Consider the following 23,855-nt stretch of genomic DNA (forward strand, 5'->3'; position numbering starts at 1 on the left):
CGACGCGGGTTGCAACAGCTGGTTTGTATTGCGTTATCTGAACGTGTATTGCGTTATCTGAACGCGTCTTGCGTTATCTGAACGCGTCTTGCGTTATCTGCAACGCGTCGTCTGTCGACGATCACTATATCGCTACGATCACCGCGTGAGGACAGCGACGGCGACGGCGTCGGCGACAGCTCTCGCTCAGAAACGAAGCGAACTCGGGACACAAGCGCGTCCCGAGTCAACTGCCACACCGCGGAATGTGGCGCAGGCCGGTGCAGTGTAGCCCGCGTCACAACGGTGTGGCGATGGTGGGGGGAAGGGTGCTGTGGTGGGATTGCTGGAAGTCACGGGAGTTGGCGTTGGGTGCCTTGGGTGAGGGTAGCCCGTCGACCTCCATCGAGTACTATCGCCGGGACCTACTTGAACTGCCGTGATGGTCGAACCATCTTGCACCGGATTTCGCCCGATTTAAGCCAGATTTAATCGCTGGATTCGAACCAGAGGACCGTTCACAGACGGTGAAACCGACTTTCGTTCAGTTTGTCGGTCCGCTCCGGCGAGTGTGGCAGTATTTGCCGATTCATATACTCCGTGCCGTGGGTACAGATAGACTAGAAGAACGAGCGAGGCTGCCGGGTAACTTATTCGACGAGTTCTTCTGCGACGACCGTCGCTGACATCAGCCGCGGATCGATCGCCAGATCGAGCTGTCCCTTGACGAACTCGGGAACAGTCCGTCGCGCGTAGGTGACCGTCCGCAGATCGTCGGTGAGATCGCAGACGATCGGAATCGTCGTCGCCTGATCGATATCGGTCAGCACGTACAGGTCGGCGTCGACGATCCCAGCTTCCTCTAGCTGTGGCCGTGTGATGACACCGTTGAGTCTGGTGACCGTGACGCCTTCGTTCTCGAGTGCCGCGCCGATCTCGTCCTCGTCGGGACCGGCGACGATGGCCTGTCGGTTCTGATTGGGGTTGGCCTCGCTCATTCGTACTCGATCGTTGCCGGTGGCTTGTGGGTCACGTCGTAGACGACGCGGGCCACGTTCTCGTTCTGGCCGGTGATGCGCGACTGGATGCGCTGGAGGGTCTCCCAGTCGATTTCCTGTGCGCGCGCGGTCATCCCGTCGCGTGACTCGACGGAGCGAACGGAGACGACCCAGCCGTGGACGCGGTTGTCGCCCTTGACGCCCGTGGCCTTACCGATCACTGCGGCGAGGGCCTGCCACGGCTCGTACTCCTCGAGTTCCTCTTCGACGACGTGACAGGCGTGGCGAGCGACCTCGAGTTTCTCTTCGGTGACTTCGCCGATCACGCGCACTGCGAGACCGGGACCGGGGAACGGCATCCGTTCGGCGACGATTTCGTCGAGGTCCAGGTGGCGCGCGACCTCGCGCACTTCGTCCTTGTAGAGGTCGCGGACGGGTTCGACGATGCCGTCGAAGTCGACGACATCCGGGAGTCCGCCGACGTTGTGGTGGGACTTGATCCCGCCCTCGCTCTCGATACGGTCAGGGTAGATCGTCCCCTGAACGAGGTAGTCCGCATCGGCCTCGGTCGCCTCGCGTTCGAACTCGCGGATGAACTGCTCGCCGATGATCTCGCGCTTCTTTTCGGGGTCGATCACACCCTCCAGGGCGTCGAGGAACCGATCCTTCGCGTCGACGATCCGCAGCGAGTCCATGTAGTCGAACGTCTCGCGGATCTGGTCGGTCTCGCCCTTGCGCATCAGGCCGGTGTCGACGTAGACCGGCGTGAGCTGGTCGCCGATGGACTCGTAGGCGAGCGCTGCGGCGACCGACGAATCGACACCGCCCGAGAGGGCGATGACGGCGTTTGCGTCGCCGATTTCGTCTTCGATCTCTGCGACTGCTTCCGGGACGAACGTCTCTGTGTCTACCATTAGTGTGTAACCTCCGTTTCAGTGTCTGCGTCGGTGTCGCTGTCTGCATCGTGCTCCGCGCCCGTCGACGCGCTTCCGTCGTTCTCGTCGACGATCGCCTCAACCAGCCCGAGGAACGGCGGGCTCGGCTGGCCGGGCCGTGACGTATACTCGGGGTGGAACTGCGTCCCGAGGAAGTACGGGTGGTCCTCGAGTTCGAGAATTTCCATCCGGTTGCCCGCGGTACCGGAAAACGTCAGCGGCTCCTCCTCGAATTCATCGAAGTACTCGGGATTGACCTCGTAGCGGTGGCGATGACGCTCGGAACAGGACGTATCCTCGTACAGTTCGTAGGCGAGCGTCTCCGGTTCGATCACCGTCGTATGCTCACCGAGGCGCATCGTGCCACCCATGTCCTCGACCTCGTACTGTTCGGGCAGAATGTCGATGACCGGGTGTGCTGTCTCCTCATCCATCTCTGCGGAGTGGGCGTCCGCGTAGCCGAGGACGTTCCGCGCGTATTCGACGACGGCCATCTGGAAGCCAAGACAGAGCCCGAGGAACGGCACGTCGTTCTCGCGGGCGTACCGAACCGCCTCGATCTTGCCTTCCGTCCCCCGCATACCGAAGCCGCCAGGGACGATGACGCCGTCGACCGACTCGAGTTGATCGTCGTGGCCGTCGGCGAGTTCGCCGGCTGGCACCCAGTGGACGTTCACGTCGACGCCGACCTCGAAGCCGGCGTGTTTGAGCGATTCGTGAATCGACATGTAGGCATCGGTCAGGTCGTACTTGCCGACCAGCGCGATGTCGACCGCGCCGTCTTTCTCGGTCGTGACGATCTCGCGCCAGTCGTTTGCGCGTTCGCCCTCCGGCAGTGCCTCCTCGGCGAGACCGAAGTGCTCTAAGACGTACTGGTCGAGTCCTTCCTCTTCGACCATTAGCGGCACGTGGTAGACGTCCTCGACGTCGGGGTTCGAGAAGACGGCCTCCGTCGGAATGTCACAGAACAGCGCGATCTTCTCTTTGGTCTCGGAGTCGAGTTTGTCCTCACAGCGGCCGACGATCACGTCGGGCTGAAGTCCGATCGAGCGGACCTCCTTGACGCTGTGCTGGGTCGGCTTGGTCTTCTGCTCGCCGTTTTTCGAGTAGGGGACGAGTGTGACGTGCGTGAACAGAATGTCTTCTTCGTCCTCCTCGTGGGCGAACTGACGTAGGGCCTCGAGATAGGGCATTCCCTCGATGTCCCCGACCGTCCCACCGACTTCGATGATACAGACGTCGGTTCCTTCGGCGGCCTCGCGGATGCGCCGCTTGATATCGTCGGTGATGTGGGGGATGATCTGGACCGTCTTCCCGAGGTAGTCTCCGGCACGCTCCTTCTCGATGACGTGCTGGTAGGTTTTCCCGGTGGTGATGTTGTGGTCCGAGGTCATGTCGATATCGAGGAATCGTTCGTAGTTCCCCAGGTCGAGGTCGACCTCGCCGCCATCCTCCAAGACGTACACCTCTCCGTGTTGGTACGGATTCATCGTCCCCGCGTCGACGTTCAGGTACGGGTCGATCTTCACGGCGGTAACGTCGAACCCGGCGTTTTTGAGGAGTCGGCCGGTGCTCGCGGCCGTAATCCCCTTTCCGAGTCCCGACATCACGCCGCCGGTGACGAAGATGAACTTGTTCCCCAGTGAGGGGTCATAATGAGTGTCCGGTTCCGTCGGCATACCGAGTGTCCGCGTGAGCGGTTGAAAACGATTTCGGGACCGGACGGCCTCCGACAGCGATTGTCACCCTCGCCGGCCAGTTGTTCACTGTCCTCTCACCAGGCCACAGACACTGTTCTCTCACCCAACCCACACACCTGTAAGCTATCGTCCCACGACCGCCCACAGAACCGTACAAAACCGATTCAGTCACCGACGTGTCCGAATTATTTTGTAGTGTGCCCGAGATATCCGCATAACGCACAGTCCGACGGTTTCCCCTCCACCGACACCATGTCCGACCGCACCCCTGACCTCAGTTTCAAAGCCGGCTTCGGGTTCTACCTCGGCATCATCGCCGCTGGCATCACTGCACTCGGCTCCGTCGCAGCCGGTGCCGGAACGGCCACCATCCTCGTCACGACACCGAGCACCGTCGTCGCCGCCCTGCTCTTCTCGCTCATCTTCGGCGACCGACTCGGCGACCTGCCCGAACGACTCGGTGCTAACCGTCGTCGCCGTCTCACCTGGTACCTCCCCACCCTCGGGTTCGGTGCCAGTACAATCGCGCCTGCCATGGGTGTACTCGAGTCCACCGGCCGATTCACGCTCACGGCAGGGCTCTTTACGCTTCTCAGCGGAGCCGTTACGCTGGGCATTTCCCAGATGGCCCGCAATCGGCACATCGACGCAGTGACGCCGGATGAACCGGTCGTGTCGTGGCAATGGCGCCGACCGTCGTTCAAGAGCGGGTTCCAGGGAGCGATTTTGCTCGGCTTCACGATCTTGACGGTCATTTTCGGCCTTGGCTCGCTGCTCGTTGGCGACGGGTCGAGCGCCTGGATTCTCCTCTACGCGCTCATCCCGGCGTTCATGTGGCTGAGTGACCGGTATGGCTGGAGATGGGGCGTCTGGGAGGAGCCGAGTGCGGATAGCCAGTGGGGGACGACCACCCTCGAAGCATACGAGGACGGCCTGCTCGTCGACAACTTCGAGCGGCGACTCGTTTCCTGGGACCGCATTGGTGAGATTCGGCTCACTGACGACGAGTTGATCATCGAACGCGACCGATGGTTCGACGTCCGCTGTGAGCGCTCGGTGATCGACGATCCGGAGTCACTGCGTGCAACCCTCGTTCGCCTTCGGGATGGAGAGTGGCGGGACGCACACGACGAGTGGAGCGACCACGGCTCCGACGTGGCATCCGACCGCGAGCACGAGCGCAACTCCGACACTGAACGCACAGAAAACCGAGCAGGTGCTGCTGATCCAGAACTCGATCCAAACTAACTGACCGAGGTCGTCGAGGCAGCCAAGGGAGTCGGGTAGTCGAGATAGTTGATTCAACCCAGAGGCGTCTCTCCAATGGCTATCACATCGCCTCACAAAATAGCAGCACAGTCTGTTATAACTAACCGCGAGCCAGCGCCGTTACTTGCCCCAGAACGGATCTCGGCTGCGCTGTTTGTCCAGATACATATTCAGCGCCTCGAGTTCGTCGCCGGGAATCTCGCTCGCCAGTTCCTGTTCTAATATCTTTGCGTGCTTTTCTGGAATTTCGATCCAGAGCTCGTCGTCTTCTTCGATCTGGCGGCCGACAGTCGGGCCGTCGATTGCGACCGAGACGCGGTTGCCCGCGCGCGCTTCGTCCACGTCCTCACCCTGTTCCTGAATACCCTTGACCTGGCCGACGCGGTCGGGTTCGTTCCCCTCGAATTTGACCACGTTCGCGTTGTTCTGGACGGTGCCGGAGTTGACTTCGACGCCGACGACGGCTGGGTCGTTCTGGCGGAAGGTGTGATCCGGAAGGATGCGGAACCGGGCTGGTCGCACGATGTTCTCGAGTATCGTGTCCTGCTGGGCGCGCTCGAGTTCGTCGACGTACTCCTCGTACTCTTCGATGAGCTGGTAGATGACCTCGTCGGTGAACACCGTCACGTCCTCGGTCTCTGCGCGCTGTTCGGCGTCGGCGAGCGTCTCGACGTTGAAGCCGAGGATCGCGCGCTCTTTTGGCTCCTCTGCGGTGGAGGCGACCGAAATATCTCGTGGTGCGACATCGCCGACCTCGGCGCGAACGATTGGGACTTCTGCTTCGCCCAGTGCGTCGGCCATCGCCTCGAGACTGCCGAGGGTGTCGGCTTTGACGACGACGCCCTGTTCTTCGGTGTCGACGGCGATATCCGCGAGTTCGGCCTCGACTTCGTCGACGACCTCGTCCAGTTCGCGGTTGCGGACGACGCGAACCGGCGCGCCGGCCATTGCGTCTGCGAGTTCGGGTGCGGCGACCTTGATACCGGAGGCGGCCGAGATCTCGTCGACCTTTTCGAACCGGCTCTCGGTTCGAATCTCAGCGAGTGGACGGGGCTGAAGCAGCGCGCGCACGTCGGTGACAATCGGCTGGTTCATCCCACCGACGACGATCTGGTCGTCGGCCTTGATCGTGCCGTCGTAGAGGACGATGTCGATCGTCGTCCCGAAGCCTTTCTCCTCTTTGACCTCGAGGACGGTGCCGACGCCGGGACCCTGCACGTCGATCTCCATCTCCTCTTTCATGTATCGTTGGGAGAGCCCCATCATGACGGCGAGCAGGTCAGGGACGCCTTCCCCGGTCATCGCCGAGACGGGGACGACGCCGACGTTGCGCTGGAAGTTCTGCACGCGCCAGTAGAGATCGGCGGAGAAGTCCTCGTCCGAGAGGTTGCCGATGATCTCGTAGAGGCTCTCGTCGAGGCGAGAGCTAACGCGGTCTGACTGGGCCTCGTAGGTCGCGTTGATCGGCGAGTCCTCGTTCGCGTTCCAGCCGGGAACGGTGTCGATCTTGTTCGCCGCGACGATGAACGGCGTCTGGGAGCGCTTGAGAATATCGAGCGCCTCGAGTGTCTGCGGCTGGAAGCCGTCGTTGACGTCGACCACGAGGATGGCGATGTCTGCCAGCGCGCCACCCCGGGAGCGAAGCGTGGTAAAGGAGTGGTGTCCCGGCGTGTCGATAAACAGCAGCCCCGGCAGGTCGAAGTCGTCCGGGTTGACGAGGTCACCCGCGATAGAGGAGACGACGTCGAGCGGGACGGCCGTTGCCCCGATGTGCTGGGTAATCGCGCCTGCTTCACCCTCGATGACCGCGGAGCCGCGGATCTTGTCGAGGAGACTTGTCTTGCCGTGATCGACGTGTCCAAGGACGGCGACGATCGGCGTTCTGAGAGATGTGGGATCGTGCGATCCCGCGCCCGTGTCCGTGTCCGTATCGGTATCCGACATGATGAACCACCAGAGAAGGTCTTGTCTAGAGGTCTGCCGGGCGGTAGTTAAACCCATCGTCACGCTCTGGAAGTCTGGAAGCCGATTCGCCCCGATCAGTCCAAAACAAGACGACGATCGGACACGACTCCTTTCTGAGCCCGAGGTTTTTAATACCGATTAGTAAATACGAGTATGCATGAGTGAGATACTCGCTGAAAATCTCTCGGGCAAGTCCGTCATGGGATCGGACGGCACCGAGCTGGGCCTGCTGTACAACATCACGATGGACCTCAAATCGGGGCAACTCCACGACCTCGTTATCGAACCCGACGACGAACTGCCAGAGCGGGCCGTCGACTTCAATGTCGACGACGCCGGCCGGTTTCTCGTCTCCGTCAGCCGCGTTCAGGCGGTGAAAGATTACATCGTCGTTCAGCGCTAAGGGCATGTACGTTCTCGACTCCTCGGCTTTTATCCACGACTTCCACACGACAGAACAGACTGCAACCATCCCTCTCGTCCGCGACGAACTCGAGGACGAGAGCGCCTATCGCTACGACGCGATGGAGGGCTCGGGAATGCACATCCACATTCCCAACGACGATACGACCGAGAAGGTCCGCCGGGCAGCCAAAGAGTCCGGCGACCTCGGCGTCCTCTCCGATACGGACATCAGGCTCGTCGCCGCGAGTTTCGAACTCGACGCCACGCTCGTCACCGACGACTACGCGATGCAAAACGTCGCAGAAAAGCTCAACGTCGCCGTCGAAGTGATCGCCCGCGAGGGTATCGACGAACAGCGCCACTGGCACTACCAGTGTCAGGGCTGTGGCCGCGAGTTCGACGAGGAAAAGGATCGCTGTCCGATCTGTGGCTCCGGACTCGCGCGCAAGAATCCATCGTAGCGTCGTCTCAACAGCCACTGACACGACGGATTCCCACCACCCCGCCAGCCCGTCGTCCTGTCAGCCTGCTCGCCTGGCGAGTGGTAACTTCGTGGGGTCACTCGAGTACCGGTTGCAATCTTGCGTTCCCGACTATGACTCATTGTCTCGGCGCTGTGCATCGCTGTTCACGGCTCCTCGTCACCGCTTGCCACTGCTCAGCGATCGTACCGAAACGAAACTGTCACAAAAGCAGTGTGCCCACCTGCTGGCGGCTCAGCCGTAGATCAGGTAGAGATTCGCGAAGAGAATCGCGTTGTACACACCGTGGACGACCGACGGCACGAGCAGGTTGTCGGTTCGTTCGTAGAGCGTGCCGAGCACGAGCGAGAGGCCAAAGATGACACCGAGGCTCGCGATGACCGCACCCGGACCGGCGGTCGCGTAGGCGAGGACGTGGACGCCGGCGAAGATGACGCTCCCGGCGACGATTGCACCGACACGAGAGAAGGTGTCGTACAGCGCCTTCTGGATAACGTTCCGGTACAGTAGCTCCTCGAACGGTCCGATCACGAGTAGCGACGCCGGAATCAACACGAGCAGGATTTCGGGGTTCTCCGCGGCCTGCTCGGTCGTCCCGTGGTCTGCACTCTCGACACCGACCGTCTGAAAGGCCAGTGAAATGGTCATCAACACGCCAAAGAGGAAGACGAGCCCGCCCACCGTCCAGATCACGTCCCACTTCGTCGGGACGCGAAGATCGAGGAACTCGAGTCCCCGGTCGGTGACGGAGAGGTAGATGCCGGCGATGATCGCAGTCCCGAGCGCCATGCCGAGCTGGGCGATGACGAGGAAGCCGGGAGTCGAGAGGCCGCCGACGACTTCTATCACTGGGAGTGCGAGGAAGACGCCGGCGAGTTCGGCGGCGAAGAGTCCGGTTACTCCGAGCAGCGTCAGTACGACCATCTGCGAGCTACGGTCTCTGAGCCCTGCGGCGCTGATTTCGAGGGCGGCAGCGACACCGATGCCGACTGTGAGGCCGGCAATGAGGAAGCCGGCCATGAGGAGCGAGACTGACGTCGAGAGCCCAGGCAACTCGGTCGAGGCGGTGAGTCCCTGATTCAGCGCGTAGGCAGTACAGAGGAGGACGCCGCCGCTGGCGGCGGTTGCAGCCCAAGCGGCAATCCGATGTGTTCCACTCCCGTAGCGACTCGCGAGGAAGGCACCGACAGCGACGACGGCGAAGACGGCCGCTGCGACGACTGCGGGGTCGGTAACCCCTCGGGTGGCGGGGACGAGCACAGTCGCCGCCATCACCGCCGAGAGGCCGGTTCCGATGCCCGGGACGGCGTCGGTCGCGACCGACCCGGACTCGGTCCGTGCGGTTTCGGTCATACGTGTCTGTTCGTGTGAGTACTCATATGGGCTCCGCATCCGGAACTCAACGTCTGTTCGCAGGTAGGATCGAAGGGAGATCCTGGCGCTGTCAGCGCTCGATGCGCAGTTCAGTTTTCTCGGCGACCGCCTCAGCTTCCTCGAACTCGCCACCACCGAGCAGGCCGCGCGTCGCCTTCTTCGCCCACTCGACCGCCGGCTGCTCGAACGTATTCACGCCGTAGAGTTCGCCCGCGAGCACGCACGCCGCTTCCATTCCGTACAGCAGGCCGCCGAGTTCGAACTCGTCGACGCGTTCGATTTCGACGCGGACGTTTGGCCGGCCCGCCGCAGCGAGACTCGCCTCCGTCGCCTCGAACTCGGCGTCGAGTAACTCTCCGAGCGTCGCGTCGCCGAGGTAGGCAAGGTCGTCGACGTCAGTGTCCGGAATCTCCCGGTCCGCTCCCTCCTCGGCGGAGACGAACGTGACCAGTTTATCCCGCGGCCCAGCCCGGTAGAGCTGTAACTGCGAGTGCTGGTCCGTCGCCCCGAGCGCACGAACGGGCGTCTGCCCAAGGTCGTCCTTTCCTAGACTCTCCGCCCAGAGCTGGGCGAACCACTCGGCGTACGTCTCGAGTGACTCCGCGTAGGGCATCATCGCGTTGATGCCGGCACCGCGCGCGTCGAGCGCGTAGGCCGTTGCGCCGTAGGCGTAGGCCGGACACTCGAACAGCGAGCCGGTCAGCGTCTCGGCCTCCGCGGCCGCGCCCTCGAGAAGGGCGTCCAGATCGTGGCCACAGACGGCGGCGGCGACCATACCGACCGCCGAGAGCGCAGAGAACCGTCCTGGGACGCCATCAGGAACCTCGAGCGATGGCAGATCGTGGCGGTCTACGAGGTCACGAAGCGGTCCTGACTCGCCGGTCGTGACGATCGTTCGCTCGGTCCAATCGACGCCGGCGGACTCGAAGGCCTCACGGACGACGAGGAAGTTCGCGAGCGTCTCCGCGGTGGTCCCGGAGCGAGAGACGACGTTGACGACGGTCGTCTCGAGATCGAGGCGCGCGAGTTCGCTCGTGAGCCACTCGGGGTCGACGTTGTCGAGGTAGATCGCCTCCGGATCGTCCGCCCCGTTCAGCGCGTCGGTAATCGTCGCTGCGCCGAGCGCGCTGCCGCCGATACCGACGGTGATGATGGCACTCGTCTCGGGTCCGGTAACGCGGTCGGCAGCGAGCCGGATCTCGTCGGTATCCGTCCGCTCCGGCAGATTGAGCGCTTCGTAGCCGTGCTCGCCGGCGTCCATGCCGGCCTCGATTCGCTCGTGTGCGACCGCCACCTGGTCATCTATGGACTCGAGTGCCTCCCGAGAAATGCCCGGCGAGGCGACGCTCGCGAGTGCGTTTCCGATGTCGACGTTCATGCCCGAGAGGGCAACCGCCGGGTGTAAAGGCGTTCCGTCATCGGGTCGGTTTCGCGGTGTGCTGCGGTGAACTGGTCGCGGGTAGCGACTCGCTTCGACGGTCGGAAGCCGAAACCCCGAAAATGGTCTCGCGCGTACGGTCGTCTATGACTGAGACTGAACCCGGGTCCGAGAACGAGAAAACCGGGACCTTCGTCGTCACGCACGCCGAGGACGAGTCGGCCGTCGTCCGCGACGTCGACACCGCACAGATCCACACCCTCGGCTCGAACCCCGGCCTCGACGCGAACGACGTACTCGAGGCGACCGTCGCGCCGGAGCCGCCACTCGAGGTCACCTGGCAGGTCGTCGAGGTGGCCGAGCGCCGACGCGTCGAACTCGTCGATAGCGACCTCTCACCGACCAAGCACGCAGCCGAGCTGGCGGCCGACGCCGAGACTGGCGACCTGATTCAGGAAGAGCGCGCGGGGACGGGCGAGATCCACGTTTTCCGCGTTCCGGCCGAGGAAGTCGAGGCTGCAGCACGGGACGTACTCGAGGACGAGGAAACAATCGCGCGGGCGGCGCGACTCGATGCGGTGCGGGTGGAAGTTCGCCGGACGACGGCGCTCGATACGGTGGACGATGGCGTGCTGAGTGTACGGTATCTCCCGGATTGAGTGGGGTGAGTTGGATGTGCGGGAGGATGAGTGGGATGCACGTGATGAGCGGCCTGACTGGCCTGAGCGGCCCGAATTTCCAGATCAGGCCTTGTTCGGTCCACCTTTGCTCTGGACGCGCCAGCTTCCCTGAATGCCACAGGCCTCGCGAACCGTGTAGCTGATTTCGGTGTGCTCGCCGATACCTGTGCCGCCCTCGACCGTTTCGACACGGAGCGGGACGTCGAGTGAGTTCCCACAGCAGCCGACGCCGACGAACTCCTCCCACTGATCCCCCTCTCGCGCTTCGTCGCGGGTTTTCCGGAGGAACGCACGGAACGACGGCTTTTCGACCTGGAACCGACCCCATTCCGAGAGGTCCGCGGGGTAGGAGACGACGACGCGTGTCGCGGGGTCGCGTCCGGTTCGGTCGCGACTGTCGGAACGCTCTGTCTCTGTATGTGTTGTCATGGACGCTGATACGGTCTCGAGGGGCTTGAGCGTGCTGTGGTTTCAGGTGATCGTTCTTCGAAACCGACAGGAGAAATTGAGAAGGCTTACTTCAATCGCTTGCTAGTAGTCCGATATATGGGGTATTTCGACGTACCGGACATATCGTACACCCGGTACACGAACCGCCAACTTGCGGCGGTGCCACTCGCAGTCCTTGCCGTCGCGTTGCTCATTCTGAGCGGTTCGTTTCTCATCACTGGGACGCCGGTCCCGCTCGGGATGGACTTCGCAGGCGGTGCAGAACTGACGGTCCAGACGACATCCTCGCAGGCAGAGATCGAGGAGGCGTTCAGCGTCGAACCGGACTCTGTACAGGGAATTCAGGCCCCTGGCGTCGAGAACCAGTACACTGTTCAGTTCGCTGGTGTCGAGGACCAGGACGCGATTCAGGAGTTGAGTAATCAAGCCGAGGCGGAACTCGTGCAGGACGGCGATAACGAAATCGTCCAGCAAGAATCGACGGCCTCACCGAGCTTCGCAGCACAAACTCAGCAGACCGCGCTGCTCGGCCTCGGCGTCGCGTTCGCCGGTATGAGCGTACTCGCGTTCTTGCTCTTTCGCACGTTCGTGCCGTCGATCGCGATCGTCGCTTCGGCGTTCTCGGACCTGATGATCCCGCTCGCGTTCATGTCGATCGCGGACATTCCGCTCTCACTCGGGACGGTCGCCGCTCTCCTGATGCTGATCGGATACTCCGTCGACTCAGACATTCTGTTGAACACGCACATCCTCAGACGTGGCGGTGACTTCTACGAGAGCACCTACCGTGCGACAAAGACGGGTGTCACGATGACCGTCACGTCGATGGCTGCGATGCTCGTCATGGGGATTGCCGCCACGCTGTTCGGCGTCGAACTGCTCGCGTCGATCGGGATCATCCTCTTCGTCGGCCTCGCAGCAGACCTTATGAACACGTACCTGTTGAACCTCAGTCTCCTTCGGTGGTACAAGTTCCACGGGGTGCGATCATGAGCGCGAATCCGGTCGGGTTCGTCAAGGAGTACTGGCGAATCCTCCTGCTCGCGATATTCATCGCGTTCGCGCTCGTCGCGCTGTTCATCCCCGGCGGCATTATGGCAGACGACTCCCTCGTCGGTGACCTCGAAGAAGACGAGGCCAACCAGAGCGTCGAGGAGCGGATGACGAACATCGAGTACGGTATCGGACTCGACGGCGGCACACGCGTGAGCGCTCCCCCGACGGGGATGATGGTCGACAACATCGATCTCGAATCCGAACAACACTCCGAGTTAGAGTCGTCGCTGTACACCGAACTCGGTCTCGAGACGGCCGATGCGACGGTTCGCCATCACGAGGACGAGGACCGCTATACGGCCGAAGTGTTCGTCGATGACGTTAGCGCAGCCGACTTCGCAGCCGTCATCGCGGAGTACGATGCCGACGTGAGCGAGGACGACGTCGAGAACGGTGTTACACAGGACACCCGAGACGAGATGATCCGGACGATCGAGTTGCGCGTCAACGAGGCCGGTCTCTCGGGTGGACAGGTGTATCAGGAAGCCACCGTCGAGGGGAGTTACTACATCGTGACCGAGGTGCCGGGCATGAGCCCGGAGGAACTGCGCGAACTGCTCTCCGACCGCGGTGACGTGCAGGTCGTCGCCTACTACCCAGACGAGGACGGTAACCAGACGAACGAGACCGTCCTGCACGGAGAAGACGACTTCAGCAGGGTCGGTGTCGCCTCCTACAACGACGAGCACGGCCACAACTACGTCCCTGTCAACGTCGACGACACGGAAGACGCAGACGGCAACAGCGCAGCCTCCGAGTATCAGGCCGCGATGAACGAGTACGGCTTCACCTCAGAGGGGGTGCAGCAGTGTGGCATCCAGGACCACGAGGCCGGCGAGTTCACCTTTGATCACGATCAGCCACAGTGGTGTCTTCTGACGGTCGTCGACGGTGAGGTGGTCGACGCACACAGTATGGGTGACAGTCTCGGAAACAGTATGGCATCCGGCGATTGGGCAAACGATCCGACGTTTGAGATGATCACGCCTACCCAGCAGGACGCCCACCAACTCGCTGTCAATCTGGAATCCGGTGCGCTGACCGCGCCGCTCGACTTCGACCGTCAGCAGACGTTCAGCGTCGAACCGGCGCTCGCAGACCAATTCAAGACCTACTCGCTGCTGATCGGGATCCTCTCGGTGCTGACCGTCAGCGGCATGGTCTTCCTGCGCTACCGGAATCCGCGCGTTGCCGCGCCGATGGTCATCACCGCGATGTCCGAGGTGCTCATCCTGCTCGGCTTCGCCGCGCTGATCCGGATGCCACTCGACCTCTCCCACGTCGCCGGGTTCATCGCCGTCGTCGGGACGGGGGTGGACGACCTCGTCATCATCGCCGACGAGGTGATGGACGATGGCGAGGTGAGCTCCCAGCGGGTCTTCGAGTCGCGCTTCCGCAAGGCGTTCTGGGTTATCGGCGCTGCCGCCGCGACGACGATCATCGCGATGTCGCCACTCGCCGTGATGAGTCTCGGCGACCTCCGTGGCTTCGCGATCATCACGATTCTCGGTGTGCTGATCGGCGTGCTCGTCACCCGTCCCGCCTACGGGAACATCCTGCAGCGGCTCCTGACGGACAAATAAGCGGATTCCATAGCTGACACACGAACTGTTCGCTTCTCACTTTCGAGTTGACAACGACCCTTCTCAAGCCCTCACCCGTTACGACAGCGGGGGCACCAGTCAACGGTTTCACCGTCACCGTATACCCGTACGAAATCGATCGAGACGGGATTCTCACACTGCGTACAGACCGGCATCGTACCCTGACGGACTACTGCAACCAGCAAGAGCGATCAGCCTGCCGCTGCAACCTCCTTCGCGTTCCGTTTCATCCGGATCCCAGCTCTCCGGTGACTCGCCTTACCTCACGTCGGCACCACGTTCACCAGCCCGATGCTCTCGAGTACCAGCCAGCTCACGAACACCCCATAGAAGCCGAGCAGGAGCCAGGCCTCCCGCTCGGAGAGCAGCATGCCGGTCCGCGAAATCGCGAAGAAGACCACGGTCGCGAGCACGAGAAACGCCATCATCGGAACGATGTGTGCGAACGTAATCGCGAGCGCGCCGGCAACGAGGACGCCGACCGGCACCGCGACCAGCAGGTCGAAGATGTTGCTCCCGAGGACGTTCGCCAGGCTGACCGAGGCGCGACCCGAGCGCGCGGCGACGATGCTGACGAACGCGTCGGGGACGCTCGAGCCCGCCGCGACGACGGTCATCCCCCAGAGGAACGCCGGGGTGCCGAAGGCGTCACCGAGCCCGATTGCCGCGCGAACGAGCCCCTCGACCCCGATGACGATGACCACCAGTCCGAGCCCGAACCAGCCCCACGCGCTGGCCCGGTCGACGCTTGCATCGGGTTGCAGTTCGTCCTCCGTCGCGTCCAGATACTGGGTGAAGACGTACAGCGCGTACAGCGAAAGCGGAAACAGTGCCAGCCCACGGGTGACCTCACCCTGCAGTCCTTCGCCTGCGAGTGGGTAGTAGATCACGGCGAGTGAGAACGTCAGCAGAAGCACCGCGACGGCGAGCATGTAGAACAGCGACTCCTTGTAGACGAGGTCGCGGGTGGTCGCCATCTCTTTGGGACCGGCGAGGGCGGCGAGGCCGGGGATGACGAGCAGGTTGAACACCGCCGAGCCGACGATCGCCCCGACGCCGAGTTCGAACTCGCCGTGGACGAGCGTCGCGAGAAGGACACTCATCAACTCGGGGGTACTCGAGCCGGCGGCGGCGATGACCGCGCCCTGGACGATGGGCGGGACGCCGTAGCCGACCGCGAGCTGATCGGTAGACGATTCGAGCCAGATACTGCCCTGCCAGACGACGGCCGTAGCGACGACAGCAAGCGCAAGCAGGGTGAGAACGCCGAGCACGGCCTGTTCGTCCCACGGGGAGTGATATAAAAGCGAGCGCGCGGTGTCCGGTGTCGGTTCCACCAACCGGTTAGAACTGCCCGAGTCCCGTCTGCTCCGCCGCCGCGAGCATGTCCTCGCAGGTCGACCACGACTCACGAGCGCAGGCGGGCAACTCGCCGTGTGCGTCGACGTACGACTCGAGGAACGCGCGCGTGTTCGGATCGCTCGGATAGCCGCTGCCCACCGGGCCGCAGTCAGGGAACCCAGCCGAAATCGACTCGACGTGTGCATCCCGCTCCACCTTCGCGATAATACTCGCCGCGCCGACGACCGGCGAGTCGTCGTCCGCCCCGTGCTCAGCCGTGATGGTGCACTCGAGTCCACACCGATCTGCGACCCGGCGTGCGAACCGATCGGCGTCGGTGTCACAGGCGTCACAGTGTCCAGATATGGGCGTCTCGAGCCCGGTATCGGCCGCGACGGCCTCGATCGCCTCGGCGTGCGCCTGCACGCTGAGTGAGTTCATGTCCGTCTCGGGGTCGTCGATCTGTGCGGTCGTGATTTCGGCGACGCCGACGCCGATTTGATCGTTCTCGCGCAGTATGGCGGCGAGTTCGTCGCGTCGCGCTGGCGTGAGGCGTTTTGAGTCTGCGATGCCGTCGGGCAGCACTGTCTCGCGCTCGACGTGGACGGCTGCGGCGAACATCGATCCCAGCGCTGGTCCCTTTCCCGCTTCGTCGACGCCGATTGGCATAGGCTGTGGATCTGTGTCCGACTGCTAAACGGTTGCGTTCTCGTGCTCTCTTGTCTGTTCTTTTGCGGGCTCGTTTGGACGTGACCACTACCGAACACGAGACAGCCAGTACCGAATGCGAGATGTTCAGTGCCGAACAGGAGACGTGTCGTCGAGAGAATTTTTGTTCCTAGAGTCGAAAACCCGACACATGTTGCGAGCCGCCGTCACGTGGCTTCGCGAGCGCTTCGCCGTCGAGGACGCCGACGAGCGCATCGAGGGCACCGGCGAGGCGATCACCTCGCCCCAGCACCGTCGGTCAGCAGAGGCGGAGGCCGAACTCGATCGACTCGAGGAACTCGGTGACGACAGCCGCGGGGGAAAGTAGTACCGTACTGCACCGAACTCAATACGTCCGTAGGTACACACCCGTGAGTTTTGTACTCGAGTACGTCGACGACCACGACGGTGGGCCGATTGACTGCCGAATTCTCCAATGGATGCGTCCGGGGGATTCGTTCGTGGCGATTGTACTACTGTTCGCGATCCGCGGCTGCGGGGAGCGCAAACGAAAACGTCGATCCGCTCCCCGGTTCCGACTCGACCCACAGCTCGCCATCGTGGCGCTCGACGATGCGCTGACAAAGTGCGAGTCCGAGACCCGTTCCCTCGTACACCTCACGGCTGTGTAATCGGTCGAAAATATCGAAGATACGCTCCTGATTCGCTTGCTCGATCCCAATGCCGTTATCGTGAACCGAAATCACCCAGTCCTGTTTTCGGCGGTTCGCCTCGAGATGGATCTGCGGTGATGACTCGCCGCTGTAGGTGAGGGCGTTTTCGAGCACGTTCTGCAAGACCTGGCGGAGTTGGTTTCCGTCTCCTTCGACGCGAGGCAGTTTTTCAGCCGTGATCTCGGCGTTGGTGTCCGTAATCTGTAACTGGAGGTCCGCGAGCGCGTCCTCGAGGATGGAATTCAGGTCAACTGCTTCGAACGGATCGCCTCGCGTTTCGACCCTCGAGTACGCGAGCAACCCATCGATCATCTCGCGCATCCGGTCGGCCCCGTCGACGGCGAACGTGAGGAACTCCTCACCCTCCTCGTCGAACGCATCGCTGTACTGACGCTCGATCAATCGCAGGTAGCTCGACACCATCCGGAGCGGTTCCTGCAGGTCGTGGGAGGCGGCGTAGGCGAACTGTTCGAGTCGCTCGTTCGATTCCTCGAGTGCTTGTTCGCGGTACTCCCGTTCGATCTCGTAGCTGACCCACTGTCCCATCAACTCGAGAAACGTCCGCTCCGTGTCCGTGAACGTCCGGTCGCGTGGCGTCGTACTGCCGACCCACAGCGTTCCGTACGGCGTTGAACCGTTCAGTACCTTCGTCCCGAGATAACACGACAGTCCCTGTTCCTGGTGAATCTCGTCATCCTCCCAGTCAGTGCCGCGGATATCCGCCATCCCGACGGGGTCATCGCTCTCGATGACCGCTCGGCAGAAGCACCCCGTACCAGGATCGGTCCACATCGTGTCGGCGTCGTCGACTGTGTCGTCTCCGTATCCGATCGTGAGCTCGTTTTGGAATCGATCGTCCCAGGCAGGCAAATGAGTCAACCCGGCTGCCTCGAGTCCCATCCACTCGCGGCCGAAGTCGAGTAGTTTCTCGAGTTTTGTCTCGAACGTGAGGGATGGGTCGGCCGTAATTCGGTAGCTCTCCTGGAGGAACGTCTCGCGCTCTTGGCGCTCGAGTTCGGACTCGATCCACTGGCCCATCAGATCGAGATACGTCCGCTCGGCATCGGTGTACGACTCCTCGCGAGGCTGTTCAGACGCAAAGCAGAGTGTGCCGTACGCTGCACCGCTCACGTGGATGGTCGTCGCGAAGTAGGCGTCCAGCCCGAACCGCTCGTAGGCGTGGTCAGTGGTCCACCCAGCCTCGACCGCGTCTGTGACGGCGATTCGACCGGGCGTTGCGAGGAGTTTCTCGCAGTAGGTGTCACGCAGTGTGTCGGTGACGCCCGCATTGATTTGGTTGTGATCGCCGACTGCATCGACGACTTCGAACGTTTCGTTGGTGTCCGTCCGGGCAAAGTACCCGATCTCGAGACCGAAGCGCTCGCTTCCCAGTTCGAGCAGGCGACGGATCTTCTCCTCGAACGACGTGCCGGAGTCGGCCGTTGCGTCGTAGAGTTCCTTCAGGAACTGTTCGCGCTCTTGGAGCTTGGTCTTCGCCGTCGTCCGTTCGCGGAGCGTTTGGAGCATGCGCTCGTTTTCGCGAACGGGCGCATCCTCGCCGAAGAGTTCCTCGGGCGGCGTGTAGTAGAAGTTGTGGCACGCTGCGCCGTCGTAGATGAGGTGTGGGTGGGTTCGGATGACGTTCTGGATAACCGTCGGCTCGAACAGGTCGCGGTCGTACTGACAGATGGCGAGAACGTCCTCGTGGTCGAACAGGTCGTTGATCTTCGACTCGTACTCCATCACCTGTTCGATCGTCGTTCCGTCTTTCTTGATCCACGACATTTCGGCGACGAGACGGAGTGCTTCGAACTCCGCGGTGGCTTCCGCGGTCGCGTCGGCGTAGAACTGGATCATCTCGTTTGGGTCGAACGACCCGTTTCGGAGATAGGTTTCATCGACGGTGTAGAACAACAACGCACCCGAATCGATCGCGGCGTCGACATCGATCCCGGCAGTTTGGAGCCGTCTCCGGACCTCGACTTCGCTGCTTTGGTCAACGACGTAGGCGATACGCTCGCCCCGCTCGAGTCCGTGACGGACGAACGGAACGGCGGCCTCGAACTTCCCGTCACGCGTCTCGTAGATGTGTGCGAAGTGGTCGTTACAGTCGTTCCCATCGAGCTCTTCGACCGGTCCGCTGAATTCCGGGCTCGACTGGAACGCCTCGAGTCCGGTCTCGAGGGTCACCGGTTCACTGGCGACCTCGTTCGTGGTCACGTTCTTACTCACGTGCCACCTCAGGCCGCTCGAAAACAGGGCACCGATCCGTTGTCACACTATCTGCAGGTCGTCGATGGTCGCGAGGAGTGACGAACACTCCCGTCTCGTTCGAATCGACTGGCTCGATTGACAGTGATGGAGGGCCAATCATGTACTGAGTCAGCGGAGCGAAAGGGAAAAAGCCGTCGGGAAAGAGAATTCAACTCTTCCCTTCGGCACCCTCAGTATCTAAGACGGGGGATAAGGCCATCTCAGCGTTCCCGGTGAGCGGATCTCCTAAACGGAATCTGACTCGGGACCCGAGTCGTCGGACAGCGTGGGTCAGCGCACGTTTCTCGGCAGGGAGTATACGTGTCGATTGCCCTGCAGTCCCGCTCTCGACCGTCCTAAACACGTATTATCCACAAGCACCAGTCCGGAGTACAGAATGTAGAGTGCAGAACGCAGAGTACAGAACCTGTGTATCCCACACCAGTTCTGTACCCTCCACCAGTTACTCGTCAGACCGCGGCTCGTCTCGGAAGTACGCCTCCACCTCGAACGGCTCGCTTTCCCCTTCGACACCCGTCACGTCGAGCGCCGTCACGACCGCATCCGTCTCGAGTAGCCCCGCAAGACTCGGCACCGTGCGCCCCTCGTCGCTGCTGATGAGTTCCTTGATATAGAGGCCGCCTTCACCGTGAATCCGGACCTCCGCCTGTGTCGGCTCGCGGAGTTCTCCCTCGGCGTCGTACACTGTCCGCTCGCGGGTGAGCGCCGCCCGGCGGTGGTCGACGCGCTGGGGCGTCTCCTGCTCGACTGTCGTTCCGCGGAGTTCCTCGAGTGCCGCCTCGAAATCGCCCTCCTCGACTGGCTCGCCGAACTCGACATCCGCGCGGTAGTGCTTGCTCGCGTCGTGTTCCTTGACGCGCTCGACCATCTCGTAGGTCGCGAGACGTAGCCCCTCGACTTCGACTGCGCCCGCAGCGGCCTCGTTGATCTCGGACTCGAGTGCGGCCACGTCGGGCGTGCGCTCGCGCGGTCGTTTCACCTCGAGAACGAACGGACGGCCCTCTTCGAGCATCCGCGCGTCGACGTCCTCGCGGCCCGCACCGTGGAAGGTCCCCTCGTCGCCGTCCATCGCCTCGACGACGTGCGGGCGAACGACCTGCTCGACGCTGGTGTCGTACATGTAGCCAGAGCCGCCACAGTAGTCACACGGCTCCTCGCCATCGTCGCCGAGCTGGACGCCGCTGCCGCCACACTCCCGGCACGGCCACTCCGTCTGGGGAATATCGCGCTCGAGCTTGCGGTACCGGCCGTAGACGAACGCCGGGTTGATCTGGACGTCCACCGCGTGGCTCGTGACGGAGTCGGACTCGAGTGCCTCGAACGAATCGAAGCCGTCGAGGTCGATGACGGCGAGTACGTCCGGGCGGTCGAAGTCGACCTCTGCGCCGCTTTTCGCGCCGACGCGGCGGCCGACCTCGCGGTTCATTTCGCGTTTGAGCGATTCGCCGACCTCGGGGTCGAGTCCGGCGTCCTCGCGGAGCAGTCGGTCGTTTTCCTCAACCAGTGGAGAGACCTGCGTGCCAACCTGGTAGGTCTCGAAGTGGACATTTCCGAGGGCGTCGACGATGGTGTCGGCGATGGCGTCGAAGGTGCCACAGTACCCCTCACAGACCCAGCACGTCTCCGGGTCGTCGGGTTCGTAGTCCGTATCGTCTGCCAGTGCGATGGTCGTCCGGAGTGCACGGCCACGTTCGGCGTTCGTCAGCCCGAAACTCCGGTCGGCGAAGGGCCGACCGAGACAGGAGTTACAGAGTGGACCCGTCGCGAGCAGCGCACGGGCGTTCTCGAGCGTCGTCATGCCCATTCGTCGGGGGGCCGCGGGTAACACGTTTTCCCTTCGGTGATTTGCGGTCGTCTGACCCGTCGGCTCGTGGCGACAGTCCTCGGTACTACAAAATAGGTCGAGTCCTAGCCCCCTCGTATGAACGATTCCCGACTGGGTCGACGACAGCTTCTGGCGGCAGCAGGGGCCGGGCTTGCTGGCGTCGTCGCCGGTTGTTCTGCGCCCGATACTGCGAGTTCGATTGAGGGCAACTCATCGCACGAAATCGACCGTGATAATCTCGCGGACGGTTCGACGTACACTGACATCTACGAGTCGGTTATCGATTCTGTCACACAGGTTCGTGTCTTCGGCGTCGAGAGCCCACTGTCCGACGGTCAGGGACGCGGCCAGGGGTCGGGCTTTCTCGTCGACGACAGCCACGTCGTCACGAACGAACACGTCGTCGCCGGTGGGCAGGAGGTTGACCTCCAGTACATCAACGGCGACTGGACGACGACCCGCGTCGTTGGGACTGACACGTACAGCGATCTGGCGGTCCTCGAAGTAGATCACGTCCCCGATACCGCAACGCCGCTTGCCCTCGCGGACCAGCGCCCCATCGTCGGCCAGCAGGTGCTCGCCATCGGCAACCCCTACGGTCTCGAGGGGTCAATGTCACAGGGAATCGTTAGCGGTGTCGATCGGACGGTCGACGCACCGGGACGCGAGTTTTCGTTCCCGAACGTCGTCCAGACCGATGCCGGTGTCAACCCGGGTAACAGCGGTGGGCCACTCGTCGACATGAACGGCAACGTCGTCGGCGTCGTCAACGCGGCCGGCGGCGACAACATCGGCTTCGCTATTTCGGCGGCCCTGACCCAGCGCGTCGTACCCACACTCATCGAAGATGGCGAGTACGACCACTCGTTCATGGGAATCACGCTCATGACCGTCGATCGCTTCGTCGCCGAAGAGAACGACCTGCCGGAGGCAACCGGCGTCATCATCGACGAAGTCCGTCCGCGCCAACCAGCACACGGGTCGCTTCAGGGGTCACACACGCGGACGCGACGCGGCGGGGAACCGATCCCCGTCGGTGGCGACGTGATACTCGAGATGGACGGCGAACCGATCCCCGACCGTCACGCACTTTCGACCCACCTCGCACTCGAAACCAGCCCCGGTGATACACTCGAACTCACGCTCTGGCGTGATCGTGCGGAGACGACCGAGGAGATGGTGCTTGGCGCACGATAGTGGATGGCGGATAGTGAATAGCGATAGCAGATTGCCGAAAGTCGATCGTAAAAGTAGGGGTTGTGACTTGTACACCTCTCTGAAATCGGAAACCACGGCTCTGACAGCACACTCTGTTCTGGTTCCGACGAACTGACGATCGTTCCGCGTTCATAATTGTTTTCTCGGTGTCCTGCAGGCGACTCAGTACCGGAACCAGTCGGACACTGTTCGAGAGGGTGTGAGCGGACCGACGCCGACACCGGATTTGCAGGCGACTATTAGTACAACTCGTCCGTTCAATCGGCTATTGCCTATCACCACCCTCACCGATATGCCCAGCCTAGTGCGGTACGTCACCCTAATAACGGATTCGTACAGATCAGCCGCTGTTTCGTTCTTTTTCGCGGCATTGAATCGTCCGAATCGGGGAAAAGTGGCGGTCAGGATTCCGTTTGCGGCGTTTAGAGTCCCGATAACAATAGGTGGTCGCTGTCTCCACACCGATGGCGCGAACACTCGCCGCCTGCATTCCCATGACATACGACGCTGACAGTTGGTCGTCCGAGACCGAGTTCGGTGATGCACAGTCGACCGAGAGCGAGGACGAAGCCGAGGTCGAACGCGAGCGCTCGTCAGTCGAACCAACGGACTCCGTTGGAGCGACGGACCCTGCAGAATCCGCAGCGCCAACGGGATCCAGCGAATCCACAGCCCCATCAACACACCCCGATCGAGACGGCCCCTCCCCCACAATCGAACTCGATCACGTCACGATCGAGAACGGATCCCAGGCGGACGAGTGTGCGATATTCCCCGCAGACGCACCCGAAGAAGAGCTTATGACAAACTGGGTTGCGGCGCTCGAAGGCTCGTTCGTCGACCTCGACTCAGTACGGTAGCCAATGCACCTCGGGAGCACCGTCACGATGATCAGTTTTTGGCTCGGCACACTCCTGCCAGTCGTCTACCTGCCGGTCTTTCTCACCGGTATCGACTCGATGAGCCGCTTCTCACTCTTTCTGGCCCTGATTGCGATCAACGTCGTTGCCCTTGTCGCCGGGCATAACTACCGAAATTCGCCGCCGCAGAGATAACAGTCCGATACGGCACGGCACTGCACAACACTGGACAATACTGGACGGCACTGGACGACACTGGACGACATTACAGACAGACACAACTGCACCCAACACTCGCAGTCTCTCAGCAACCACTGTCACTCGAGTCCTCGCGAAAAATTTCGGTCGTCCCTACGAGTGTCTCACGCGATGTGCTGTCACGATGACCAGAGCTGTGCCTGGGGCGTCCCGCAGCTATCACAGACGGCTGCCAGGTTGTCTTTGTACTCCTGGGACTCGAGTTCGCCCGCTGAACAGGCGGGACAGGGGCGTCCCTCAAGCAGCGAGAGCAGTTGTGGGTTGTCCTGGGTTTGCTTTTGGTCCTGATCCTGACCTTGACTCTGACCCTGGCTGTGACCTCGCCCCTGACGCTCGCCCGAATCGTGCTGTCCAGGTTGTGATTTCGCCATATAGAGACTCCAGTCCGGAGATACTGGAAACGGTTCGCCCTGTCTATGCAA

At 62.2% G+C, this 23,855-nt stretch carries 23 protein-coding genes; 10 read left to right on the plus strand and 13 right to left on the minus strand.

The genetic code is table 11. The annotated features are described in order from the left end of the window. Positions 1-629: 629 nt before the first annotated feature. The 3 genes from C483_RS13725 to pyrG are packed head-to-tail and all read right to left on the minus strand — an operon-like array spanning position 630 to position 3,591. The gene (locus tag C483_RS13725; RefSeq protein ID WP_006653962.1) at positions 630-977 is read right to left on the minus strand and encodes a DUF7126 family protein; all 348 of its coding nucleotides are present in this window, start codon (positions 975-977) and stop codon (positions 630-632) included. Continuing rightward, on the minus strand, positions 974-1,891 hold the full coding sequence (gene guaA, locus C483_RS13730) for a glutamine-hydrolyzing GMP synthase (RefSeq protein ID WP_006653963.1): 918 nt from the start codon (positions 1,889-1,891) through the stop codon (positions 974-976). The genes C483_RS13725 and guaA overlap by 4 nt, the downstream gene beginning before the upstream one ends. Next, the gene (gene pyrG / locus C483_RS13735) at positions 1,891-3,591 is read right to left on the minus strand and encodes a glutamine hydrolyzing CTP synthase (RefSeq protein WP_006653964.1); all 1,701 of its coding nucleotides are present in this window, start codon (positions 3,589-3,591) and stop codon (positions 1,891-1,893) included. Before pyrG ends, guaA begins: the two co-directional genes overlap by 1 nt. Before the next feature lie 273 nt (positions 3,592-3,864). On the opposite strand from pyrG, the gene C483_RS13740 reads away from it, so the two are divergent. After that, on the plus strand, positions 3,865-4,860 hold the full coding sequence (locus tag C483_RS13740; protein ID WP_006653965.1) for a hypothetical protein: 996 nt from the start codon (positions 3,865-3,867) through the stop codon (positions 4,858-4,860). A 141-nt stretch (positions 4,861-5,001) separates the two neighbouring features. On the opposite strand, the gene infB is transcribed toward C483_RS13740, so the two are convergent. Continuing rightward, a complete protein-coding gene (infB, locus tag C483_RS13745) occupies positions 5,002-6,825 on the minus strand; it encodes a translation initiation factor IF-2 (protein WP_006653966.1) in 1,824 nt (607 codons plus the stop codon). Positions 6,826-7,003: 178 nt separating this feature from the next. On the opposite strand from infB, the gene C483_RS13750 reads away from it, so the two are divergent. Together C483_RS13750 and C483_RS13755 are read left to right on the plus strand one after the other, a co-directional pair. Next, entirely contained in the window at positions 7,004-7,249 is a 246-nt protein-coding gene (locus C483_RS13750) for a PRC-barrel domain-containing protein (RefSeq protein ID WP_004215029.1), read from the plus strand. Positions 7,250-7,253: 4 nt separating this feature from the next. Beyond that, positions 7,254-7,712 (plus strand): NOB1 family endonuclease, encoded by a 459-nt coding sequence (locus tag C483_RS13755; protein WP_006653967.1) that lies wholly within the window; start codon positions 7,254-7,256, stop codon positions 7,710-7,712. Between the two features lie 255 nt (positions 7,713-7,967). Here C483_RS13755 and C483_RS13760 read toward each other — a convergent pair whose 3' ends face one another. Continuing rightward, positions 7,968-9,086 carry a CPBP family intramembrane glutamic endopeptidase gene (locus C483_RS13760; RefSeq protein ID WP_006653968.1) on the minus strand — a complete coding sequence of 373 codons (1,119 nt, stop codon included), beginning with the start codon at positions 9,084-9,086 and terminating at the stop codon, positions 7,968-7,970. A 91-nt stretch (positions 9,087-9,177) separates the two neighbouring features. Beyond that, positions 9,178-10,485, minus strand: coding sequence for a hypothetical protein (locus C483_RS13765; protein ID WP_006653969.1), 1,308 nt, complete (start codon positions 10,483-10,485; stop codon positions 9,178-9,180). A 146-nt stretch (positions 10,486-10,631) separates the two neighbouring features. Between C483_RS13765 and C483_RS13770 the strand changes: the two genes are divergently transcribed. After that, the gene (locus C483_RS13770) at positions 10,632-11,144 is read left to right on the plus strand and encodes a DUF5812 family protein (RefSeq protein WP_006653970.1); all 513 of its coding nucleotides are present in this window, start codon (positions 10,632-10,634) and stop codon (positions 11,142-11,144) included. 84 nt (positions 11,145-11,228) lie between these two features. Here C483_RS13770 and C483_RS13775 read toward each other — a convergent pair whose 3' ends face one another. Continuing rightward, on the minus strand, positions 11,229-11,594 hold the full coding sequence (locus C483_RS13775; RefSeq protein WP_006653971.1) for a hypothetical protein: 366 nt from the start codon (positions 11,592-11,594) through the stop codon (positions 11,229-11,231). A 117-nt stretch (positions 11,595-11,711) separates the two neighbouring features. Between C483_RS13775 and secF the strand changes: the two genes are divergently transcribed. Next, on the plus strand, positions 11,712-12,608 hold the full coding sequence (gene secF, locus C483_RS13780) for a protein translocase subunit SecF (RefSeq protein WP_006653972.1): 897 nt from the start codon (positions 11,712-11,714) through the stop codon (positions 12,606-12,608). After that, entirely contained in the window at positions 12,605-14,254 is a 1,650-nt protein-coding gene (locus C483_RS13785) for a preprotein translocase subunit SecD (RefSeq protein WP_006653973.1), read from the plus strand. The genes secF and C483_RS13785 overlap by 4 nt, the downstream gene beginning before the upstream one ends. A 71-nt stretch (positions 14,255-14,325) precedes the next feature. Here C483_RS13785 and C483_RS21355 read toward each other — a convergent pair whose 3' ends face one another. The 3 genes from C483_RS21355 to rnhB all read right to left on the minus strand — a co-directional run bounded on the left by C483_RS21355 (position 14,326) and on the right by rnhB (position 16,285). Then, a complete protein-coding gene (locus C483_RS21355; RefSeq protein WP_449289183.1) occupies positions 14,326-14,430 on the minus strand; it encodes a DUF7563 family protein in 105 nt (34 codons plus the stop codon). 108 nt (positions 14,431-14,538) lie between these two features. Then, positions 14,539-15,549, minus strand: coding sequence for a sodium:calcium antiporter (locus C483_RS13790; RefSeq protein WP_049912715.1), 1,011 nt, complete (start codon positions 15,547-15,549; stop codon positions 14,539-14,541). Between the two features lie 70 nt (positions 15,550-15,619). Beyond that, entirely contained in the window at positions 15,620-16,285 is a 666-nt protein-coding gene (gene rnhB / locus C483_RS13795; RefSeq protein WP_006653975.1) for a ribonuclease HII, read from the minus strand. A gap of 190 nt (positions 16,286-16,475) precedes the next feature. Here rnhB and C483_RS20500 point away from each other — a divergent pair, with 190 nt between their 5' ends. Next, entirely contained in the window at positions 16,476-16,652 is a 177-nt protein-coding gene (locus tag C483_RS20500) for a hypothetical protein (RefSeq protein WP_006653976.1), read from the plus strand. Positions 16,653-16,797: 145 nt separating this feature from the next. Here C483_RS20500 and C483_RS13800 read toward each other — a convergent pair whose 3' ends face one another. Beyond that, entirely contained in the window at positions 16,798-19,230 is a 2,433-nt protein-coding gene (locus C483_RS13800) for an MEDS domain-containing protein (RefSeq protein ID WP_049912717.1), read from the minus strand. A 484-nt stretch (positions 19,231-19,714) separates the two neighbouring features. Next, the gene (locus tag C483_RS13805; protein ID WP_006653978.1) at positions 19,715-21,070 is read right to left on the minus strand and encodes a tRNA pseudouridine(54/55) synthase Pus10; all 1,356 of its coding nucleotides are present in this window, start codon (positions 21,068-21,070) and stop codon (positions 19,715-19,717) included. Positions 21,071-21,193: 123 nt separating this feature from the next. Between C483_RS13805 and C483_RS13810 the strand changes: the two genes are divergently transcribed. From C483_RS13810 to C483_RS13820, 3 genes are all read left to right on the plus strand, one after another. Beyond that, positions 21,194-22,294 (plus strand): S1C family serine protease, encoded by a 1,101-nt coding sequence (locus tag C483_RS13810; RefSeq protein ID WP_006653979.1) that lies wholly within the window; start codon positions 21,194-21,196, stop codon positions 22,292-22,294. Between the two features lie 515 nt (positions 22,295-22,809). Beyond that, positions 22,810-23,175, plus strand: a complete 366-nt coding sequence (locus C483_RS13815) for a DUF7511 domain-containing protein (protein WP_049912740.1) — start codon at positions 22,810-22,812, stop codon at positions 23,173-23,175. A gap of 3 nt (positions 23,176-23,178) precedes the next feature. Then, positions 23,179-23,370: a hypothetical protein gene (locus tag C483_RS13820; protein WP_006653981.1), complete on the plus strand. Its 192-nt coding sequence runs from the start codon at positions 23,179-23,181 to the stop codon at positions 23,368-23,370. A gap of 182 nt (positions 23,371-23,552) precedes the next feature. On the opposite strand, the gene C483_RS21260 is transcribed toward C483_RS13820, so the two are convergent. After that, positions 23,553-23,804, minus strand: a complete 252-nt coding sequence (locus tag C483_RS21260; protein WP_083860434.1) for an HVO_A0556 family zinc finger protein — start codon at positions 23,802-23,804, stop codon at positions 23,553-23,555. Positions 23,805-23,855: the final 51 nt, after the last annotated feature.

This window comes from Natrialba hulunbeirensis JCM 10989 (assembly GCF_000337575.1).
In the GTDB taxonomy this organism is placed as follows: domain Archaea; phylum Halobacteriota; class Halobacteria; order Halobacteriales; family Natrialbaceae; genus Natrialba; species Natrialba hulunbeirensis.

Excerpts from the sequence above, each read along its gene's own strand:
- C483_RS20500 (WP_006653976.1), top strand. The coding sequence starts at position 16,476 with ATGTTGCGAGCCGCCGTCACGTGGCTTCGCGAGCGCTTCGCCGTCGAG.
- C483_RS13765 (WP_006653969.1), bottom strand. The coding sequence starts at position 10,485 with ATGAACGTCGACATCGGAAACGCACTCGCGAGCGTCGCCTCGCCGGGC.
- pyrG (WP_006653964.1), bottom strand. The coding sequence starts at position 3,591 with ATGCCGACGGAACCGGACACTCATTATGACCCCTCACTGGGGAACAAG.
- C483_RS13785 (WP_006653973.1), top strand. The coding sequence starts at position 12,605 with ATGAGCGCGAATCCGGTCGGGTTCGTCAAGGAGTACTGGCGAATCCTC.
- C483_RS13755 (WP_006653967.1), top strand. The coding sequence starts at position 7,254 with ATGTACGTTCTCGACTCCTCGGCTTTTATCCACGACTTCCACACGACA.
- guaA (WP_006653963.1), bottom strand. The coding sequence starts at position 1,891 with ATGGTAGACACAGAGACGTTCGTCCCGGAAGCAGTCGCAGAGATCGAA.
- rnhB (WP_006653975.1), bottom strand. The coding sequence starts at position 16,285 with ATGCCAATCGGCGTCGACGAAGCGGGAAAGGGACCAGCGCTGGGATCG.
- C483_RS21355 (WP_449289183.1), bottom strand. The coding sequence starts at position 14,430 with ATGCCGGTCTGTACGCAGTGTGAGAATCCCGTCTCGATCGATTTCGTA.
- C483_RS13770 (WP_006653970.1), top strand. The coding sequence starts at position 10,632 with ATGACTGAGACTGAACCCGGGTCCGAGAACGAGAAAACCGGGACCTTC.
- C483_RS13725 (WP_006653962.1), bottom strand. The coding sequence starts at position 977 with ATGAGCGAGGCCAACCCCAATCAGAACCGACAGGCCATCGTCGCCGGT.
- secF (WP_006653972.1), top strand. The coding sequence starts at position 11,712 with ATGGGGTATTTCGACGTACCGGACATATCGTACACCCGGTACACGAAC.
- C483_RS13815 (WP_049912740.1), top strand. The coding sequence starts at position 22,810 with ATGACATACGACGCTGACAGTTGGTCGTCCGAGACCGAGTTCGGTGAT.
- C483_RS13805 (WP_006653978.1), bottom strand. The coding sequence starts at position 21,070 with ATGACGACGCTCGAGAACGCCCGTGCGCTGCTCGCGACGGGTCCACTC.
- C483_RS13750 (WP_004215029.1), top strand. The coding sequence starts at position 7,004 with ATGAGTGAGATACTCGCTGAAAATCTCTCGGGCAAGTCCGTCATGGGA.
- C483_RS13760 (WP_006653968.1), bottom strand. The coding sequence starts at position 9,086 with ATGACCGAAACCGCACGGACCGAGTCCGGGTCGGTCGCGACCGACGCC.
- C483_RS13820 (WP_006653981.1), top strand. The coding sequence starts at position 23,179 with ATGCACCTCGGGAGCACCGTCACGATGATCAGTTTTTGGCTCGGCACA.
- C483_RS13810 (WP_006653979.1), top strand. The coding sequence starts at position 21,194 with ATGAACGATTCCCGACTGGGTCGACGACAGCTTCTGGCGGCAGCAGGG.
- infB (WP_006653966.1), bottom strand. The coding sequence starts at position 6,825 with ATGTCGGATACCGATACGGACACGGACACGGGCGCGGGATCGCACGAT.
- C483_RS21260 (WP_083860434.1), bottom strand. The coding sequence starts at position 23,804 with ATGGCGAAATCACAACCTGGACAGCACGATTCGGGCGAGCGTCAGGGG.
- C483_RS13775 (WP_006653971.1), bottom strand. The coding sequence starts at position 11,594 with ATGACAACACATACAGAGACAGAGCGTTCCGACAGTCGCGACCGAACC.
- C483_RS13740 (WP_006653965.1), top strand. The coding sequence starts at position 3,865 with ATGTCCGACCGCACCCCTGACCTCAGTTTCAAAGCCGGCTTCGGGTTC.